This window comes from Kiloniella sp. EL199 (genome assembly GCF_900313065.1).
GTDB lineage: Bacteria > Pseudomonadota > Alphaproteobacteria > Kiloniellales > Kiloniellaceae > Kiloniella.
In genome coordinates this window covers 316,642-336,277 of sequence record NZ_OMPU01000006.1, presented here as the reverse complement: position 1 = coordinate 336,277, position 19,636 = coordinate 316,642, and the positions used below count along the sequence as shown (strand labels likewise).

Genomic DNA, 19,636 nt, shown 5'->3' with positions numbered 1-19,636 from the left:
GCATTTGCTAACAGTTTCGGAAGAAAAAAGAAAGTCCGGGCCTTATAAATCTTCGGCCCGGCGCACCATCTTTTTAATTTCTTCACGGACTATCCGCTCAACCATTGGGCCTAGGCGGACGTCAAGCCACGCTTTGAGCTCGGGAACAAGCGCTTCACGAACGATATCTTCCAGTGTTTTCCCGGTGCCAATGGCAAGGGAACGTTGGACAACAGCTGCACGCGCGATTTCAGATAGTGCAGAAGATGTTGAATCCTGTGTTTCTTCCTGAAGGATACTTTCAGCATCTGGTGCATCCAGATCAATATCATCACCGATATCAATATCAACATCATCTTCAACAACAGCAGCGACTTCGACCTCATCCTCAACTTCATCAAATGAGATATCACCGATGTCATCTTCTTCAACAGCTTCCAGACCAGATTCTGGTTCAGGTTCCTCGGAAACCTCTTCAATTTCGTCTTCTTCGGGCTCCTCCATCGACGACCTGAAATCATCTTCAATCGAATCTTCTTCAGAAACAGCTTCAATAGATTCTTCTTCGACGTCAGATTCTTCAGCCACACCCTCTTCATCTTCAGCAACCTCATCGGTTAACTCAAGTACGTCATCATCGTCTGCTTCAGGTTCTTCCACCTGTGCTTCCCCGCCTTCTGGCGCTTCACCTTCGGGGTCGTCTTCAGAAATAATCCGGCGAATTGACGCCAGAATCTCTTCCATTGATGGTTCACCCTGGGCTTCTTGATCACTCATTGAAATGCTGTCCCACCGCTTCCTTAACTGCGAACATTACCTGTTACCAATACAATTTCGGTAATATAAGTTAGATATTATTGAAAAAGAAGGGCTTTTGCACGTCTAATTTTCAATACCCAACCCAAACCACTTATCTCTTACATTATTATAGTCTTCTGCCGGATCAAAGACATTCACAGGCAAACCAATGTACTGCGCTGTCATTTGGCCCATTGTGCTCAGAACCTGATAAGTCGCAACAACTTCATCTCGCTGGGCACGCACAAGGTTCACCTGTGCATCCAGCAATTCCTGTTCTGCGTCAAGGACATCCAACACGGTTCTTTCACCAACTTCCTCTTCCTGACGAACACCGTCCAGGGCTATTTCTGCGGCATTGACTGAAGAAGTAAAGGATTTGATCTGTGCCTGAGAGCTAACAAGGTTTTCCCAAGATGAGGTTCCCTGCTGTTCAACAGCACGCATCTGCTCAACAATCTGGATTCTACGCTGATTTGCAGTTTGCTTGGCCTGACGAACCCGGCTGCTAACCAACCCCTGTTGATAAAGAGGCACAACAAGTTGCGCAATAATCTCACCAGATGTGCTATCAATGTCTTCACCAGATGTTTCATCAGAACGACTGACACGCCCTACTAGCGATAAATCCGGGTACAGTTCGCCGGTTATCTCTCTGACTTCATTCTTGGAAGCCATTTCGTTATATTTCGCAGCAAGAAGAGCCGGGTTATTTTCCAGAGCAACACCCAACAGTTCATCTTCGCTCGTCGGCAAAATTGCAAAGGGATCTGGACGATCCAATGCTTCATTGGGATATTCGCCAATAACTTCTTCAAAGACGGCCTTTGATGAATTTAACGTTCCTTCAGATGCAATGCGCTGTGCAGTGGAAGTTGAATATCTGGATTCTGCCTGTGCAACATCGGTTCTGGTTAGCTCACCAACATCAAAACGGTCGCGTGTTGCTTCAAACTGTCTGGCCAAAACCTTTTCATTATTAATGTTAAGTTCCAGAATAGCCTGATCCCGCCAAACATCTGCATAGGCCGTTACCGCCCGTAACAAAACATCCTGTTCAACAGACGTGACGGATGCACGTTCTGCCAAGACCAGATTTTCAGCCTGCTCCGTCGCGGCCTGTGTTTGCCCCCCCTGATAGAGAGATTGCGTCACCTGCAACGTCGCATTCAAAGGTTGCGTTGTATCAGTAGAATCACCGGTGGGGGTATCTGTATCAGTTCGACGAACGCCAGCTGAAGATGTAATACGAACATCCGGACGCCATTCAGACAGCGCTTGCGGAACACCTTCGTTAACTGCTTTCAAGCCTGTTTGGGCACTAGTGAATGATGGATTGGTCTCATAGGCCTTAACCAAGGACTCATTCAACGTTTGAGCCATGACACCACCAGAAAAGCCGGTGTAAACTGCAACACTAACAATGGCACATCGACTTAAAAGCGCTTTTTTTGTGTTTCCGATAGATTTGATCATCACGTTGTCCAAAATTAATCCAATGCCAAACTTGATCTAAAGAACGGTCCCGCATTGCGCGGTTACCTAATAGAATAAATTGAAACCGTATATGTGGTTTATATCTGTGTCTTTTAAAGAGCATACAAAAAGTTATTAAACAGGTCACAAGCTATTTACAACTTTTTGTATATAAAAAGGACTGGCACAAATTGCGCCAGTCATCATAAAAACTTTAACGTACGATCCCAGTGCAATCTGTCGCCAATATACTAGAACTTTATATTAAAAACCAAAGCACACTCAGGATTAACAAATCAGAATGAAAATGTTTCTTTGGCCTCAAAGCCAGGTAACAAAGGTGTGTTAGCATCAAAAACCACGCGCCCGGAACAATTTCCTGCATGCTTCTCAATCAACGTGACATGTCCCAACGCCTGTTTATCCTTGGCATTTACGTCTTGAATGACTGCAATCAAACGCCCTTTTTCAGCCAACTGCTTTAACAGTGTGTCTGGTATTTCAGATACAGAACCACCGAAAACGATTAAATCGTAAGGCGCCTGTTTAGAATAACCTTCAGTCAAATCAGCCTTAACCGCTACCGCGTTTTCTGTACCATGTGATGTAAAACGTTCGTTCATCGATTCAACCAGATCCTCTGTATCTTCGATTGCTACGACAACACTGACAAGCTTGGACAACACAGACGCTGTGTAACCAGTTCCAGCACCAACAACCAATGCCGTATCATTTTCCTGCGGATCAATTGACTGAAGCATCCGTGCGAGAACCATCGGTTCCATCAAATAGCGACCATGTTCCAGCGCCAAATCTTCATCCACATAGGCAATAGCTTTTGAAGCTTCCGGTACGTATTCTTCCCGTGCCACATTTTCAAACGCTGACAATACACCATCATGCGTCACCTTATTCGTGCGCAACTGGCAATTAATCATGTTCATGCGGGCTTGTTCAAAGTTGTTCATCGTTAGAAACGCCGATTATCTGTAAAAATTTTATGGGATAATAACCAAGTGACCCCAACCTTTCCAGACAAAGTATCCGCTTTTATTATTTTTATCTGGTTAATATAAAGAATCTGGCTGGATATAGATCTAACAGTGAGCACCCCTTCCCCACTTTTTTAGGCAAATCTTATTAGAGTAAACCAAAGGTAAATATATAAATGAAACTGGAATCGGGATTGATCTCTTGACCTGCGCCATAACCGCTACTATACACTGCGGCACTACCAACGAATGAATATTCGTCAGGATGGCCCGGTGGCAGAGTGGTGATGCAGAGGACTGCAAATCCTTGTACGTCGGTTCGATTCCGGCCCGGGCCTCCATATTTTATCCATCGCAGTAATTTCCAAGCTCCTAAAAAAAGCCAAACAGTTGACCTGAACGCCAGATAGATTTACTGGTAACAACAGTACGCTTGCTGACTTCAATTTATCAGCGACATTAGCATTAAAGATTATCAATAAGTCAGCCACACTAGACCTCCCCCCTCTAACCTTTTACGTAAAAACAAATTCTTTAGCGAATCAAAATACTCCCATGATTCACACCCAAATTCCTATCAGACATAAGAACAAATACCTCCTCTCTTCAGCTTCTTCCTTTTCTCAAAAGCAAGAAATCAAAGACAAGAATCTATTTTTCACCTGCGGCAAAACCAGAGAAGTCATAAACACCACAAGCCTTTGATTTAAAAGGAACAAAAAAAATTAAAAAAAATGCATAAAAGCTATTGCCAGCATGTAACACCGCTGTTATAACCCAACCCGTCGTCAACGAGGCGGCACAAACATTGATCCGCGATAGCTCAGCTGGTAGAGCAGGTGACTGTTAATCACCCTGTCGCAGGTTCGAGTCCTGCTCGCGGAGCCATTACGAAAACCCTAAATCATTGAATATCAATGAGTTAGGGTTTTTTGTTGCCATATTACTTGAAGATTGCACCCATTTTTGGGTAACAAAATACTCTTAATTACCGTAAAGTTTTGACCAAAATTCACGACAAGCAACGAGCATCTTTAGAATTCCCCACTTACACAGCAATAATATAGCTCTATTTGAGAACTATTATGACAGACACAACAAAAAATAACTTCAAGTCAGATGATCACTAATGTATTTGGAATTTTGACGCTTTATCCTTGTTTTGCTGTAACCATTAAACGATTTCACGACAGAGGCAAATCAGGATTCTGGTCAATCCTTGGTATTTTACTACTTATAGGCTGGCTTTGGGTTCTAATAGATTGTGGTTTTCTGAAAGGAACTGAAGGTCCCAATGACTATGGCCCTGATAAAGACAAGGAAAAGCAGATAATTAAAGTGTTTGAGTGAAAAACTAACTCCATCACCATGCCTAACTCCCCAAATCGATTACCCATCTACTTAATTACTACATAAAATTTAGCTCCGTGACGCCCTCTTAGTATAAAACATCACATGTTTGACAAAATTAAGCGTTATTTTTCCCACACCTCTAGTTATATAAAACTTAAATGAGTCCGCCCTAATGTATAATATTCACTCACTATGAAAATTTCAATTTTGCAATCTTCCTATAGAGTTATATAAAGATGAAAATTCGTTAACTATGTTTTCAGAGTCTATGATCAGCGACAGACATATGGTGTTTAAACTCTTCAAAAGCTCTGCCTTGGCTTTCTCTCTTGTGACCACCCTTGCGCATACCGCAGCACTTGCTGACGGCATTCTTTTTGCGCGGGCAGCACAGGAAGAGCAGGATAATGGTAACCTTGAACAGGCAATAGAGTATTACACAGATGCCTTGAACGAAGGCGATCTGTCAAAAAAACATCAGGCTTATGTCCTCAACAATCGCGGAACACTCTTTTTAGATCTGAATGTTCCTCAAGAAGCGGAACAGGATTTTATACAGTCTGTTGAGTTACTGCCGACCTATGGGGATGCCTATTTTAATCTGACGTCTCTCTACATAACACAGGATAAAAACGACAAGGCTTTCTCTTGGCTGAACAAGGCGTTGATTGAAATTCCTGAAGACGCCGAGCTTTTGCTTAAAAGAGGCACTCTCTATAGAGAGCAAAACGAAATTGAAGCTGCTCTTCAGGATGTATCACAAGCTATTTTGATAAAACCCGAGCTTGGGAAAGTTCTGATCAGTGAAAGCAACCCGTATCTCGGCAACTATATAGAATACGCAACAATTGATCATTTTATTACCATTCTATCCGAAGAGCCTCCGTCACTTGATGCCTATATAAAGCGGACAAAAGCCTATCTAAGCACCGGATTTCTGGAACAGGCCCTCATTGATGCAGAATACGTCATTGAATTAGAACCTAAATCTTTCGATGCCTACGAAGCCAAAGCGATTATTCTCTTTTCGCAGGGTGCCTACGATAAAGCCATTCGCGCTTTTGATCTCGCCCTGCATTATGCGCCCAATAACCCGGAGATTTTTTATAACCGGGGGCAACTCTACAAAAGTCTCGGTGATAACAACAATGCTTCGTTTGATTTTCAAATGGCCTATAGCATTAACAGACAAGAGAAAAAGTATCGGAAAGAATTGAAAGAACTGGGCCTAATCAGATAATCGCCATGTCAGATAGCCATTAACCTGATAACTTCAGCGGCTATTATTTTTATCGAAAAGTTTGGCAATACGGCGTTGTTGCGTGACACTGAGCGTCGGCCAAATCTTGTCCATATTCTCTTTGGCTTCTTTGGCTCCAGCCAAATAGGCCCGTCCGTACCAAATATAAGCAGCTTCATTTGGGTCCAGCTCTTTATTGGTTTTTGGCATCATGCCCTGAACATACATCCAGGCCAATAATTCCATAGCTTCTTTATCGCCCGTATTGGCCTGCTTGCTAATGGTTATCAGATCCTGTTTATACAGCTTTCCACCTTGGATATTCCTTGCGGCACCTACTCTTGTTTCCAATACCTTAGCTGCTTTCAGCATTCTTTCAGCTTCAGCTTTTTTATTATTTTCAAGAGTATCGCGATAGTTGGTATAGGACTTATCCAGATCAATTTCTTCTGGCAGATCAGAACACCATTCCGGTGGCGTATAGTCCGCACCACATTGATCCCAATTCTGTAACAATGATGATTTTCCCCAAACTTCAGAATTTGAAGATTCAGACGCGCTCACGTTTCCTGCAAACGCCGAAAGCAAAAGCGCGAAGGACACTGAAGACCAAGTAAAGGTACAAATTTTCATCACATCTAACATAGTTGTTAATTCTATCAGAACCAAAGCTAAGATATTGTAAACGAGAAAACACTTTATACTGAAGTAACGATGGAACACAAAAAAACAATAAGGTTCCGATCAGGTTCTATGATACTTCTGGATTGGTGACATTTATAATTTAGCTCTCGTGATCGCTTTGTATTTATTGTCACCGATGAGAATGTCGTGCAAAAATGTGGAAATTTGAATGAAAGAAGATAACAAGCACAAGCTGGATCGTGTAAATCAGATTTGGGTTGATGAATCTGTGACTTCTCATCGCAACTATCTGGATGGACGGGTTGGCGGTGCACGATTGTTTCTTTCCTTCAAAGATGCAAGAAAGCTCAATTTTTCTGATCTCGTGCTTGATACCGCAGAAATGGTTGGGGCCGACCTTGTGGATAGTAATTTTAATAAATCCAAATTAGAGCGGGTCAATCTTTTTGGGGCAGATTTGTCCGGCGCAGATATGAAAGATTGCTCATTAAGGAAAAGCGATCTACGTGGTGTCTGCCTAGAAAATGCGGACCTTGAAAACGCTACCCTATCCGGTGCAGATATTCGAAATGGTTTTATTCTCATAAGAAAGCCCGATGGCACCTATGTTCCAGTGAAGCATGACGAAGAATCCAACTTTGACGGAATCAACTTGAAAGATGCAGATTTAAGCGATGCCAAGCTTGGCCGCGTCATTGGTCGCAGAACAAATTTGACCAACGTAAATTTCAAAAATGCCGACTTGTCCGGGGCTGTGATGGTCAATTCAGACGTGAGTGGGTCCGTTTTTACAGGTGCAGATTTAACGGACGCAGATTTTAGTGGTTGCGTGTTTCACGGCGCAAACCTAAGCGGTGCTTTACTGAATAACACCAATATGGAAGGTGCCGATCTGACAGCAGCACATTTCAGCAACAGTGATATGACCTACGCCAACACACATCAGGCTAGCCTGCCCAGAAGCATAGAAGATTTGAATCGATCAATTCGGGATATCCTTGAAGACCATCTTGCCTGGATAAACTCTCTCGGGAGGCAGGGGAAGCAAGCAATTTTGACCGAATACGACTTACAAGCCAATGATCTGGCAGGCATCAATCTACAGGCCGCAGAATTGTCTTTAACCAACCTGTCTAACTGCACTTTTCTCGCCAGCCGTCTCAACATGGCCAATATGACTGGTGTCATGGCTTTAAATTCAGACTTTAGTGATGCTGATCTACGCGGTGTAAAGCTGGAAAAAGCAAACCTGACGGGGGCGAGCTTGCGACACTGCCGCCTCTCCCCCATGATGATTTTGGGCACACAAGGCAGTTCAGTTTCAGCAAATCTAAAGAATTGCTGTCTAGATCAAACAGATCTTGAGAACGCCAATCTTCGTCATGCAGATTTAACAGGTGCCCGGGTCCGCTTTGCGAACCTAACCAATGCAGATCTATCAAATGCAAAATGTGTCGATGTCGATTTTACAGGAGCCGATTTAAGGAGTGCTAATCTCGATAAAGCCGATTTACGCGGTTGCAAAGGATTGGTTTTGGAGTAATCACATATATTTTTTGTACAACAAAACAAACCACATTTTCTATTGTAATTTACAAATAAGACCCCTAATTTCTGATCATGGATAGAACAGCACAAAAAATCGGTGAATTGAACGAAACCGGGCAGGTAGAAGTCGTTGAAAAAACAACCTCATTCAAAGGTTATTTTCAGGTTGATTCCTACCGCTTTCGCCACACTCTGTTCGAAGGCGGAATGTCACAGGAAATTCCACGTGAAATTTTTGAACGCGGCCACGCTGCGGCTGTGCTTCCCTTTGATCATGAAACCGGCGATATCATTCTAATCGAACAGTTTAGACCTGGTGCCTTCGCAGCATCTCAGGATCCGTGGCTACTAGAGGTCGTTGCAGGCATTATCGAAGAGAATGAGAACCCGGAAGAACTAAGCCACCGAGAAGCCATGGAAGAAGCTGGCTGTACATTGGGACGCTTGAAAAAAATTGGCACCTTTCTCATGACACCCGGCGGCTGTTCAGAAACAATTACTCTATTCTGCGGTGAAATTCTGAGCCACGAGAAACAAGATTCTTATGGCCTGGATCATGAAGGCGAAGATATTCGCACCCACACAATGAAAGCGGAACAAGGGTTTGAGCTTTTGGCCGAGGGAAAAATTACCAATGCCATTACCGCAATTGCACTTCAATGGTTGGAATTAAACCAGACATCACTTACATCTCTGTGGTCTAATGAAACAAAAAAATATCTGACCACTAAAGAAAAGTAATAGTAAATACGAATTCAACTTATACCTACGGACGACAAAAATGGATATTCGCGACGGATTTATAGACAGCATTGGTAACACGCCTCTCATCCGCCTGAAACGGGCATCAGAGGAAACAGGTTGTGAAATCCTTGGAAAGGCCGAGTTCCTGAACCCCGGCGGATCAATCAAAGACAGAGCCGCGTGGGCCATTGTTAAAGATGCCGAAGAAAAAGGTATACTGAAACCCGGTGGCGTAATCGTTGAAGGCACAGCCGGTAACACCGGTATTGGTCTCGCCCTCGTCGCTCGCGCACGTGGTTATCGCTGCGCCATTGTCATTCCGGAAACGCAATCACAAGAAAAGAAAGATATGCTGCGCCTCAGTGGCGCAGAGCTCTACGAAGTACCCGCGGCACCTTACAAAGATCCGAATAACTATGTTCATTACTCCCAAAGACTGGCACAGGAACTCGCCGGACAAGAACCAAACGGCGTTATCTGGGCTAATCAGTTCGATAACGTAGCCAATCGTCAGGGACACATTGAAACCACAGCCCAGGAAATCTGGAAACAAACCGATGGTAAAGTCGATGGTTATGTCAGCGCCGTTGGTACCGGCGGTACACTGGCGGGTGTTTCAATGGGACTGAAAGAGCATAATAAAAACATTCAAATCGCGTTGGCTGACCCTCATGGTGCGGCTCTCTATAGCTACTACAAACACGGTGAACTGAAATCCGAAGGGTCTTCTATTACAGAAGGTATCGGCCAAGGGCGTATCACTGCTAACCTGAAAGGTGCAGTGATTGACGAGGCGTTTCGTATCAGTGATGAAACAGCTATTCCACTGGTCTTTAACCTCTTTGAAGAAGAGGCACTGTGTCTTGGCGGGTCGAGCGGTGTAAACATTGCCGGCGCAATCGAGCTTGCCAAAAAAATGGGGCCAGGCCACACCATCGTTACCATGCTTTGCGACCTAGGAACACGTTACACCAGCAAACTCTATAACGCAGAGTTTCTAAAAGAACGTGGTCTCCCTGTACCCAAATGGGTTGCATAGAGCGCTTAAAGTTTACAAAACTTCCTCTAAAGGCCGCTCTTTGAGCGGCCTTTAGTGTATCAGGACAATATTTTCCCAAAAATAGCGCCTTAAAGCTACACCTTCATATAAGCTCATGATAACTTCATGAGAAATAAATAACAAAATCTGCCAAACTCCTTTGAGGTACCCCCATGGACTTGCTCTTTTACAAAGACGCGTATCAAAAATCGTGTGAAGCAACTGTAACCTATTCTGAAAATGGTCAAGTTCGTTTGGATCAAACATTGTTTTATCCAACAGGCGGTGGACAGCCTGGGGACAGTGGGTGGTTAGAACTGTCTGATGGCACAAAAAGCAAAGTGATTGAGGCCAGAAAAGGAGAAAATCACGAAGATGTTGTCCTTCACCTTGAAGAAGGTGCTGTTGCTCCACAGGCAGGAGATAGAGTAACCATCTTTCTGGATTGGGATCGCCGATACGCACACATGAAAATACATTCTTGTTTACACCTGCTGTGCGCCTCTGTTGTGGGTGACGTGACTGGCGGACAAATCAGCGATGTAAAAGGGCGTTTGGACTTTAATCTCCCCGATACTGCAATTGATAAAGCCACCCTTGAAGGAAAAATTAATCAGCTGATCGCAGAAAATTACCCGATAACGCAGAACTGGATTTCAGACGAAGAGCTGGATAACAATCCGTCTATGGTACGTACAATGTCGGTAAAACCACCGCGTGGATCAGGGAAAATACGTCTGGTGAAAATTGGTGATGACGTTGATCTGCAACCCTGTGGCGGAACGCATGTAAAATCAACGGGTGAAATTGGCCCAATCAAAATTGGCAAGGTTGAAAACAAAGGCAAACAAAATCGTCGTATCAACCTGACATTTGCATCATAATACAGAGAAAATATTATCTTGGGGGATACTAAGTTGTCTGAAAATTTTAATTCCATCGTATCAACTGAATGGCTTGCTGATCACCTTGATGCCCCGGATGTCAGAGTAGTTGATGGCACTTATTACCTACCCAATGAAAATAAAGATGCACGCACTTTATACGAAGAAGCACACATTAAAAACGCGGTATTCTTTGACATTGATGATATTTCAGATACTGACAATCCTCTTCCCCATATGATTCCCAGTGATATTAAATTCGCATCAAAGGTAAGGAAACTAGGTCTGGGTGATGGCAACAGAATAGTTGTGTACGATCAGCGAGGTTTGTTTTCAGCCGCACGTGTCTGGTGGATGTTTCGGCTATTTGGACACAAAGATATTGCTGTTCTGGATGGGGGCCTTCCAAAATGGCTATCAGAGCATCGTCCGGTTGATGACAACACGGTTCACCCCGGTGAACGACACTTTACACCACGCTTCAACAGTTTTCTCATTCGCGATAAGGAACAACTTCTTCGCAATATTGAAATCGGTAAAGAACAAGTTCTTGATGCACGGGCAAGCGGACGATTTAAAGGCGAAGTACCCGAACCGCGTGCAGGTATTCGTTCAGGCCATATACCTGATTCATATAGTCTTCCCTTCACAAATCTCTTTAAAGAAGATGGCACTTTAAAAGAACTTCATGAACTTAAGAATGCCTTTGAAAAAGCCGGAATTGATTACAACAAACCTGTCGTCACTTCTTGTGGTTCCGGGGTTACGGCTGCTGTATTGAGCCTCGGCCTGGAGCTTACAGGACACAAAAAAACATCACTTTATGATGGATCCTGGTCCGAGTGGGGATTAGAGGGTGATACGCCTGTTGCAACCGGATAAGTATCCTTATTTTTGAAATACTTACCGTCTATATCTGAGACACCTTGATTATTGGATCTTTCTAACATTGGGCGTTGCAAAATTCGCCAATTATGCTTGGCATCAAAATAAAATTATGAAATGAAACCAGATTCCACAAAAAAACAAACCAGTTCAGAGCAACAAGAAGAAACGATAAATGCCCGCTTTGTAACAGGAAGCATCCTTCGACATGTAATCAATATGACAGCAACAACCTCTGTTGGTCTGATGTCGATCTTTTTTGTCGAATTGGTTGATATGTATTTTATCAGCTTGCTGGGTGAAGAATCTCTCGCAGCTGCAATAGGCTTTTCCGGCGCGATAACCTTTTTCATCTTCTCTATCAGTATAGGACTATCAATTGGGTTAGCGGCCGTTGTCGCCAAAGTTATCGGCGCAGGCCAAGGTGATCAAGCCAAGAGGGTCATCTTTAATGGCCTCCTGACCTCATTCGTTATGATGTCCATTATTGCAATTCCGGTTTATCTTTACACCGAACAGCTTTTGTTCCTAGTTGGTGCCGAAGGGAAAACACTGGAATTCGCGGTAAAATACATGAAGATCACCGTGATCTCGTTGCCCATCATTTCCATTGGTATGTCTATGGGAGCTGTTTTACGGGCAGTTGGGGCAGCCAAAGCCTCCATGATTTCAACCGTGTTAGCAGGTGTTGTAAATATCGTACTTGACCCGCTTTTTATTTTTACTCTGGATTTTCATATAGAAGGTGCGGCCTATGCAACCTTGGTTGCTCGCCTGACGATGGCAATTGTCGCCGCATGGGTATTGGCGCGTCAGCTTGGTCTATCTGTGTTCAAGTTTCAGGGTGGATTAAGCGGTGATATCACTTCAATTTCAAAAATCGCCATCCCTGCAGCCCTGACAAGCTTGGCAACGCCCTTTGCCAATTCTTATGTTACAACATCTGTTGCCGGCTTTGGCGCGGATGCGGTTGCCGGCTTGGCAATTATTGGACGGATCACTCCCTTTGCTTTTGCAGCTGTATTTGCATTGTCAGCAGCGATTGGCCCCATTGTTGGCCAAAACATTGGGGCAGCACAAACGACACGAGTTAAATCAGCTCTCAATAGTTCACTTCTTGTCATTTTTGTCGTCGTTTGTGCCACATCACTCATCATGACAATCTTTGCAGACACCATTGCAAAGATCTTTAATGCCTCGGGCCTAAGTGCGGATCTGGTGGTATTCTTTTGTGTTTTCACCTCTTGGAGTTTTATCTTTAGCGGCGCACAATTCATAGCCAATGCTGCTTTTAACAATATGAACAAGGCAACCTGGTCAACCTTTGCCAACTGGGCAAAAGCGACAGTTGGCACAATTCCGTTCATCTGGTTTGGTGGTGAATTGGCGGGGGCAAAAGGTATAATAGCGGGTCAGGCTTTTGGTTCCATTCTTTTTGGCATTATCACTATTATCGTTGCCTACAAAATAGTAAGTAACCCTATCAAACTCACAGAGAAACGGGATGACAGGACACGCTATTTCGGGGCATGGTTGCCTGCAATTTTACCTCAATTCGGGTGGCAAAGATTTATGGAAGAAAGATGGAACGCAGACCAACGTGATGAGAAGAAGAATAGATAGCTTCCAGAAATCAAGTTAGATATAACTAATTAATATGATTAAGTATTGTACACGAGAAAGATTGAGTAGATGACAACAGTTCCACAAATTGAGGTAACGATTTCTTATCTCGAAATGGAAGAGAGGCCGAGCAATTTACTTTTGCACTCTCCAAGAGGAAAGAAAACATCACTCATTCGTGCTTATAAACCAACCGTATCTTTCTATCGGTACATCTATAATACAATCGGTGAACCCTGGTTGTGGTGGGAAAGGCGTGTATTGTCTGACGATGAATTATCCCTGATAATTCAGGATGATAATGTAGAAATCTACGTACTCTATTACGATGGTGTTCCTGCCGGATATGCAGAGCTTGATCGCCGTAAACCGAATGAAATTGACCTTGCTTACATGGGATTAATACCGGATTTTATCGGGCAAAAATTAGGTCCCTATCTTCTGTCAGCCATTATAGATATTGCATGGTCTTACGAACCAACACGCTTAACGGTTAACACCTGTAGCCTTGATCATCCAAAAGCACTGGGCATATATCAAAAATGCGGATTTAATATATATGACAGAAACGTAAAAACGATCGACGATCCAGGACATAACGCCCCATAGAATAGAATGTCAAAAGCATTCCTAACGCAACTCATTAACGACCAAAGCCCCACCTTTTGCCGTCGATTGATTTGATCCTCTTTTCAGCACAATTTCATTGTTGTTAAAGTGACGATTATAAATTTCTTGATAGTTGCCGTAGCTTTGTAACACTCGATAAAACCAATTGTTATCAAGTCCAAAATTTTGCCCAATTGAGCCTTTGACGCCCAGTAATTTCTGAATCTCAGGATTTGCTGTCGACGAAGCAATATAATCAACGTTTTGAGAAGAAATCTCTCTACTCTCACTTTCCAATAAAGCATGACTATAAAGTCCAACAATATTCTTCCATTCTTCATCCTCAGAAGAGACTAGCATTCCGAGGTTATTATCTGCAGATGACGAACTTAAAATTAATGGCACAGGGAAAATACCAGACACCTGTTTCAGAAAAATTGCCTGCTCCACTCTGGGTAAGGCCACTGCCCTGCACCCATGGCTTTTCACAGCATTCAAAAGCTCTTGTTCGGTCCGATAACTCAAGACACCAAAACTGATCTGATGCTTTTGCCCGAATATTGCCAGACTTGTTTTATCCACCCAATCAAGCGAGCAAATTTTCTTACCACCCAAATCCCGGACTTTATAGCCTTTGAACAAAATAGAGATATCGAGATTATTCACAAAAAGGGAGGTTGTATTTACATGATTCAGCTGATGTGATAGCCGTTTTTGATTAGCTAGCGCAATGATATCAACACGATTTTCTGCCAGTGCCTGACCGGCTTCCTGCTCTGTCAGAGAAACAAGTTTAACTGCCTTCGGATCAGGAAACAATGCTAACCCAAGGCCTCGACATAAATCCTCGCCCATCTCTTTGATTGGTGATTTGTTTAAAAAAGCAGTTTGGATAACACCACACCGAAGATAACCTCGATCCTCAACATTATCCCGGACATCACCTGCACTAGCATCCCCAATAAAGTTAAAAAATCCACTCAATGCCAATATAGTCGATCTTATATATTTAAAACATTTCAAAGGCATGCATCAATAAATCATCAAGAGTTTGCAGGAAGGCGTATTAAAAAATTATCGCCAGAATCACTTCTTTTCAATAAGTTCGATTTTATATCCATCAGGATCCTCAATAAAGGCAATTACGGTAGTGCCATGTGCCATTGGGCCAGGCTTGCGAGGAATACTCACACCTTCTTTTTCAAGTAATTCACAAGTTTTATAGATATCCGGTACGCCAAGAGCCAAATGCCCAAACCCGTTCCCGAGTTCATAAGCATCCGCTTGCCCCCAATTATGCGTAAGTTCAATAACAGTATTACTGTTTTCATCGCCATACCCCAAAAATACGAGGGTAAACTTTCCAGATGGATAATCATTTTTCCGAAGAAGCTTCATACCGAGATGACGCGTATAAAAATCAATGGATTTTTCAAGATCCATAACTCTGATCATCGTGTGCAAGAAACGAAAAGACGCATTATCTGACATTTTGCTTCCTCAAAATAAAGACTATGAACATAAAAAACTAATGATTAGCTTTCGCTATTATTCGCTATAACTGATAAAATTGTCTTGGCTGCTTTAGTACTCGGCATGTCATTTCCGGCTTTTAACATAGCAACCGATTGTATGTAGCCAGCAATTTGTTCCTCTCTTTTCCCTTTGTCATGAAAGAGAGATGAGAGGCGCTCAACCAAATTAGGAACGTTACACTTTTCCTGTATCAATTCTGGTTGCACTTCTCGATCCAACAGGATATTTGCAAGACTTGCATATTTTATCTTCAAAAAAAACTTGGCCAAAAAAGCCGTTACTGGAGCAACTTTATAGGCCACAACAGTTGGCACGTGATCAACCGCCAATTCCAAAGCAACGGTACCTGAAGCAGCTAAGGCAACATCTGAACATTTAAATGCTTTGTGTTTGCCAGCAACACCTTCAATAACACGAACCGGTGTTGGCCAGTTCTCTGTCAACTCATCAATGGCTGGGCGAACATTTTTTACCGTGGGGATTACGCATTGTAAATCTGGCAGCACCTTAACCAATTCAGCAACAGTGTCTCTAAAGACAGGTCCAAGTCTTGAAACTTCTCCTCGGCGGCTACCAGGTAATACAGTTAGAGTTGGCGCTGATGGATCAAAGGAAATCTCTGAGCATATTTGATCTCTGCTAATTCCCGCCAACGATTCTCCCTCGAGAACAGGGTGACCAACAAATGTTGTCGCTAACCCATGCTTCTCAAAATATGGAGGTTCAAAAGGAAGAAGTGTCAGCAAATGATCCAGATACCTCGAAATCTTCTCTGCTCTCTTTGGTTTCCACGCCCACACAGACGGCGCAACATAGTGGATAAGAGGAATAGACTGCCCTTTAAGACCTTTGCTTACTTTTAAACTAAAGCCCGGCGCATCAATTGTGACAAGCGCAGATGGTTCTATTTTAAGAACATGCTCTTTTGTTTGTTTAATACGTCGAAGGATATTAGGAATATGTGGCAGCACTTCTGCCAACCCCATCACAGATATCTCGGAAATTGGAAAAAGGCTTTCCAGTCCCTCAACGGACATGCGTTCCCCGCCAACACCTGCAAACCTTACGTTCCCCCCAGTCTCTTCTTTCAGGGCAGTCATAAGACGTGCCCCCAATTGATCGCCCGAAGGTTCTCCGGCAATGAGGTAGATTAAGGGAACGCCTCTGGTTTCAGTCATAATCTGTGGGTTCAATACCGATGAGAAAAAACTCTGCTTCATTAGCAAGTTCAACGACAGCCCCCCGGTCAACAACCAATGCACCGCCGGCCTCAATAGCAATGCCTCTTAATCCTGCCTTAACGGCTCTTTTAACCGTTTCAATACCAATCGTAGGTAAATCAGCTCGTCTTTCCTGTTGCGGTTTTTTTAACTTAACCAACACACCACCCGCAGCATCGCGCTTCAGTGCTGCACAACGATCAATGAGAGCATCTGTTCCCTCAATTGCTTCGACCCCGAGAACAAGTCCCTGCTGAACAACAACTGACTGCCCAACATCAGCCAATCCCATCATACGCGCAACTTCAACACCGCGCTTGATATCTGCTTGCGCCTGCTCATCAGGAGAAAATTTGCCGTAAATTTCTTTGGTAGCCAAAAGGTCGTGCAAAATATCGTCAACTCCCAAAAGGTTAAAACCTTCAGCTTCAAGGGCTGATACAACCGATTTTAAAAGGCCATCATCCCCAAGACTCTTCGCGCCTATCTTTGCAAAAAACTGCAAGGCACGCCAGTCAGGACGCAGTTCTGCCATGGAAGGTCTTTTGACAGGACCTATCATAACAAGGTCTGTCACCCGTTCATCTTTTAACTTGGAAATTATTTCACCAGCGGCCCCCAACCTGGACCAAAGATGATCTACGCCGATGGTTGTTTTTCTATCGGTTTGCCCTTTGAAGGCAATAACATAAAAATCTTGTCCGGTATCTTGGCAAAGTTTAATCAGGCGCCGAGGAAGCTCCCCTCCCCCGGCCAGAATTCCTAATTTCCCAGGCATCTATTTTGGTTGACAAATAGCACGCGAGGAATCTGTACCAATAAAATCCAGGACTTCTCTCGCAGTTGCATTATCAGGATAGGTTTTCTTTGCCCTTTCAAGGCGTTCAGAAAGAGTTCCTTCATCAGAAAAAAGCATCTTGAAAACAGATTGCAGGCTGGAAATATCCTCCCTTGGTAGTCCATGGCGTTTCATGCCAACCAGATTGAGACCGCTCAATCTCGCCCGTTCCCCCATAACCATACCAAAGGGAATAACATCGTTTTCAACACCAGACATACCACCAATCATCGCATTGCGCCCAATGCGCACAAACTGATGTACAGCAGAAAGTCCACCGATGATGGCAAAATCATCAACCGCAACATGCCCCCCCAATGTCGCATTGTTCACCAATATCACGTTGTTACCAATGATACAGTCATGCGCAACATGAGCTGACATCATCAAAAGACAGTTATCACCGACCTTGGTAACCAATCCACCACCAGTCGTTCCGGGATTAATTGTTACGTGTTCACGGATACGGTTATTCTTGCCAATAATCAATTCTGATTTTTCGCCATCGAATTTAAGATCTTGAGGTTGATGCCCGATTGAAGCAAAAGGAAAAACAACAGTTCCCTCGCCAATAGAGGTATTCCCCGCAATCACAACATGGCTGTGCAAAACAACATTTGCATCAAGCTTTACGTTTGAGCCAACAATACAATATGGCCCAATTTCAGCTGTTTTATGAACTGTTGCACCATCTTCAATAATAGCGGTGGAATGAATAGTCACAATCAGTCGTCCATAATCATTGCAGCAAATTTGGCTTCGGCAACAAGTTTTCCATCAACCATCGCCTTACCTTCAAATTTCCAAACTGCGCCACGGCTACGTGTTTTGGTTACATGAATTTTCAACTGGTCACCAGGCGTGACCGGCTTACGAAAGCGAGCTTCATCTACCGTCATAAAATAGACCAGTTTACCTGCTGCCTCACCATCAAGTGTTTCAACAACAAGTACTGCAGCGGTTTGGGCCATTGCTTCAACAATCAAAACACCAGGCATAACAGGTTGCCGGGGAAAGTGCCCTTCAAAGAATGGTTCATTAATGGTCACATTTTTGAGACCAACAGCACCTTCGTCTTTGATAATATTATCAACACGATCAATGAGTAGGAAAGGGTAACGATGGGGAATCATTTCCTTGATTTCAAGGATGCCTACTGAGCGCCCCTCACCCGTTGTTACAGCTTCTTCACTCATTTAATTACCTTTCTTCGTCTTTAGTTGCTTTTGCCAAATGGTGCAAAGCCTGAAAAAGTCTTTTATGGGCATAGCTGGTGCTCCTGCAACAGATTGTCCTGCTTCTACAGATCGCATCACACCGGCTTTACCAGCAATACGGGCACCTGTCTCGACTTTAATATGTCCATTAATCCCGGATTGAGCACCCATTACAACATAGTCTTCAAGAACACTGCTGCCCGCAACACCCGACTGTGCAACGATCACACATTGTTTGCCAATTTGAACGTTATGACCAATTTGTACAAGATTATCGATTTTTGTGCCATCACCAATCACAGTATCTGGCCCGGCCCCTCTATCTATTGTCGAGTTGGCACCAATTTCTACATTGTTGCCGATGATAACACGCCCCAACTGTGGAACATTTACATAGCCATCCGGTTCCATGGCAAAACCAAATCCGCGATTGCCTATGCGAACTCCAGAGTGGATCTCGCAATTATCACCAATAAAAGAGTATTCAACAGTTGCATTTGCCCCAATAGAGGTATTTTCACCAACTCTGCAACCATCATGAATGACAACATTGGGTGCCAACTGACAACCATCGCCAATTTCCACATTATTGCCGACAATAACGCCAGCTGAAAGAACACAATTTTCACCGACGGTTGCTGTTTCCGCAATAACAGCCGTTGCATGAATCGAACTCGATGAAGCAGAAATCGACGGATAGAATTTTTGTGCAATTAAAGCATATGCTTTATAGGGCTTACTGGTCAGAATAAGTGAAATTCCTTTAGGGGCTTTCCCTGCGAATTTCTCTTCCAGAATACACACACCAGCTGATGTATTTGCCAAGGCGGAAACATATTTTTTGTTATCCAAAAAGCTGATCTCATGCCCTTTGGCATCTTCAAGAGATCCAACATCTTTGACAACCAGATCAGGATTTGAATCATCTGAAAGCTTGGCACCGACATGATCACAGAGTTCTTGCAAGGTAAAAGGGCCCGCATTAAGAAAAAACCGAGAATCAGCCATAA

General features: G+C 43.5%; 20 protein-coding genes and 2 tRNA genes. 11 read left to right on the top strand and 11 right to left on the bottom strand.

Features of this window, described 5'->3' with window-relative positions; all coding sequences use genetic code 11:
- Positions 1 to 42: 42 nt before the first annotated feature.
- The 3 genes from D9A03_RS20220 to D9A03_RS04955 form a co-directional block, all read right to left on the bottom strand.
- The gene (locus D9A03_RS20220) at positions 43 to 756 is read right to left on the bottom strand and encodes a DUF2497 domain-containing protein (protein WP_120496095.1); all 714 of its coding nucleotides are present in this window, start codon (positions 754 to 756) and stop codon (positions 43 to 45) included.
- A 105-nt stretch (positions 757 to 861) separates the two neighbouring features.
- Positions 862 to 2,253: a TolC family outer membrane protein gene (locus D9A03_RS04960; protein ID WP_120496094.1), complete on the bottom strand. Its 1,392-nt coding sequence runs from the start codon at positions 2,251 to 2,253 to the stop codon at positions 862 to 864.
- Between the two features lie 296 nt (positions 2,254 to 2,549).
- Complete coding sequence (locus D9A03_RS04955; RefSeq protein ID WP_120496093.1) at positions 2,550 to 3,221, bottom strand: protein-L-isoaspartate O-methyltransferase; 672 nt, start codon at positions 3,219 to 3,221, stop codon at positions 2,550 to 2,552.
- 291 nt (positions 3,222 to 3,512) lie between these two features.
- Between D9A03_RS04955 and D9A03_RS04950 the strand changes: the two genes are divergently transcribed.
- The 4 genes from D9A03_RS04950 to D9A03_RS04935 all read left to right on the top strand — a co-directional run bounded on the left by D9A03_RS04950 (position 3,513) and on the right by D9A03_RS04935 (position 5,838).
- Positions 3,513 to 3,586: transfer RNA gene (locus D9A03_RS04950), tRNA-Cys, on the top strand.
- Positions 3,587 to 4,057: 471 nt separating this feature from the next.
- Positions 4,058 to 4,133: transfer RNA gene (locus tag D9A03_RS04945), tRNA-Asn, on the top strand.
- Between the two features lie 231 nt (positions 4,134 to 4,364).
- Positions 4,365 to 4,595 (top strand): DUF805 domain-containing protein, encoded by a 231-nt coding sequence (locus D9A03_RS20245; protein WP_120496092.1) that lies wholly within the window; start codon positions 4,365 to 4,367, stop codon positions 4,593 to 4,595.
- Positions 4,596 to 4,884: 289 nt separating this feature from the next.
- The gene (locus D9A03_RS04935; protein WP_162937979.1) at positions 4,885 to 5,838 is read left to right on the top strand and encodes a tetratricopeptide repeat protein; all 954 of its coding nucleotides are present in this window, start codon (positions 4,885 to 4,887) and stop codon (positions 5,836 to 5,838) included.
- A 33-nt stretch (positions 5,839 to 5,871) separates the two neighbouring features.
- Here D9A03_RS04935 and D9A03_RS04930 read toward each other — a convergent pair whose 3' ends face one another.
- On the bottom strand, positions 5,872 to 6,402 hold the full coding sequence (locus D9A03_RS04930; protein ID WP_162937978.1) for a hypothetical protein: 531 nt from the start codon (positions 6,400 to 6,402) through the stop codon (positions 5,872 to 5,874).
- Positions 6,403 to 6,691: 289 nt separating this feature from the next.
- On the opposite strand from D9A03_RS04930, the gene D9A03_RS04925 reads away from it, so the two are divergent.
- The 7 genes from D9A03_RS04925 (at position 6,692) to D9A03_RS04895 (ending at position 13,815) form a co-directional block, all read left to right on the top strand.
- Positions 6,692 to 8,026, top strand: coding sequence for a pentapeptide repeat-containing protein (locus D9A03_RS04925; RefSeq protein ID WP_120496089.1), 1,335 nt, complete (start codon positions 6,692 to 6,694; stop codon positions 8,024 to 8,026).
- Between the two features lie 77 nt (positions 8,027 to 8,103).
- Positions 8,104 to 8,772 (top strand): NUDIX domain-containing protein, encoded by a 669-nt coding sequence (locus D9A03_RS04920; RefSeq protein ID WP_120496088.1) that lies wholly within the window; start codon positions 8,104 to 8,106, stop codon positions 8,770 to 8,772.
- A 40-nt stretch (positions 8,773 to 8,812) separates the two neighbouring features.
- On the top strand, positions 8,813 to 9,814 hold the full coding sequence (locus D9A03_RS04915; RefSeq protein WP_047763540.1) for a cysteine synthase A: 1,002 nt from the start codon (positions 8,813 to 8,815) through the stop codon (positions 9,812 to 9,814).
- A 173-nt stretch (positions 9,815 to 9,987) separates the two neighbouring features.
- Positions 9,988 to 10,698, top strand: a complete 711-nt coding sequence (locus D9A03_RS04910) for an alanyl-tRNA editing protein (protein ID WP_120496087.1) — start codon at positions 9,988 to 9,990, stop codon at positions 10,696 to 10,698.
- A gap of 33 nt (positions 10,699 to 10,731) precedes the next feature.
- Complete coding sequence (gene sseA, locus D9A03_RS04905) at positions 10,732 to 11,580, top strand: 3-mercaptopyruvate sulfurtransferase (RefSeq protein WP_120496086.1); 849 nt, start codon at positions 10,732 to 10,734, stop codon at positions 11,578 to 11,580.
- Between the two features lie 120 nt (positions 11,581 to 11,700).
- Complete coding sequence (locus D9A03_RS04900; RefSeq protein WP_120496085.1) at positions 11,701 to 13,206, top strand: MATE family efflux transporter; 1,506 nt, start codon at positions 11,701 to 11,703, stop codon at positions 13,204 to 13,206.
- Positions 13,207 to 13,275: 69 nt separating this feature from the next.
- Entirely contained in the window at positions 13,276 to 13,815 is a 540-nt protein-coding gene (locus D9A03_RS04895; protein ID WP_120496084.1) for a GNAT family N-acetyltransferase, read from the top strand.
- 21 nt (positions 13,816 to 13,836) lie between these two features.
- Here D9A03_RS04895 and D9A03_RS04890 read toward each other — a convergent pair whose 3' ends face one another.
- The 7 genes from D9A03_RS04890 to lpxD all read right to left on the bottom strand — a co-directional run bounded on the left by D9A03_RS04890 (position 13,837) and on the right by lpxD (position 19,634).
- Positions 13,837 to 14,805, bottom strand: a complete 969-nt coding sequence (locus D9A03_RS04890) for a hypothetical protein (protein ID WP_120496083.1) — start codon at positions 14,803 to 14,805, stop codon at positions 13,837 to 13,839.
- Between the two features lie 96 nt (positions 14,806 to 14,901).
- Positions 14,902 to 15,306: a lactoylglutathione lyase gene (gloA, locus tag D9A03_RS04885; protein WP_120496082.1), complete on the bottom strand. Its 405-nt coding sequence runs from the start codon at positions 15,304 to 15,306 to the stop codon at positions 14,902 to 14,904.
- Positions 15,307 to 15,350: 44 nt separating this feature from the next.
- Entirely contained in the window at positions 15,351 to 16,529 is a 1,179-nt protein-coding gene (gene lpxB, locus D9A03_RS04880) for a lipid-A-disaccharide synthase (RefSeq protein ID WP_120496081.1), read from the bottom strand.
- Complete coding sequence (locus D9A03_RS04875; RefSeq protein ID WP_120496080.1) at positions 16,522 to 17,349, bottom strand: LpxI family protein; 828 nt, start codon at positions 17,347 to 17,349, stop codon at positions 16,522 to 16,524. Before D9A03_RS04875 ends, lpxB begins: the two co-directional genes overlap by 8 nt.
- Entirely contained in the window at positions 17,350 to 18,138 is a 789-nt protein-coding gene (gene lpxA, locus D9A03_RS04870; protein ID WP_174233633.1) for an acyl-ACP--UDP-N-acetylglucosamine O-acyltransferase, read from the bottom strand.
- Entirely contained in the window at positions 18,135 to 18,605 is a 471-nt protein-coding gene (gene fabZ / locus D9A03_RS04865; RefSeq protein WP_120496078.1) for a 3-hydroxyacyl-ACP dehydratase FabZ, read from the bottom strand. Before fabZ ends, lpxA begins: the two co-directional genes overlap by 4 nt.
- The gene (gene lpxD, locus D9A03_RS04860) at positions 18,606 to 19,634 is read right to left on the bottom strand and encodes a UDP-3-O-(3-hydroxymyristoyl)glucosamine N-acyltransferase (RefSeq protein WP_120496077.1); all 1,029 of its coding nucleotides are present in this window, start codon (positions 19,632 to 19,634) and stop codon (positions 18,606 to 18,608) included. It abuts the gene before it with no gap.
- Between the last annotated feature and the right edge of the window lie 2 nt (positions 19,635 to 19,636).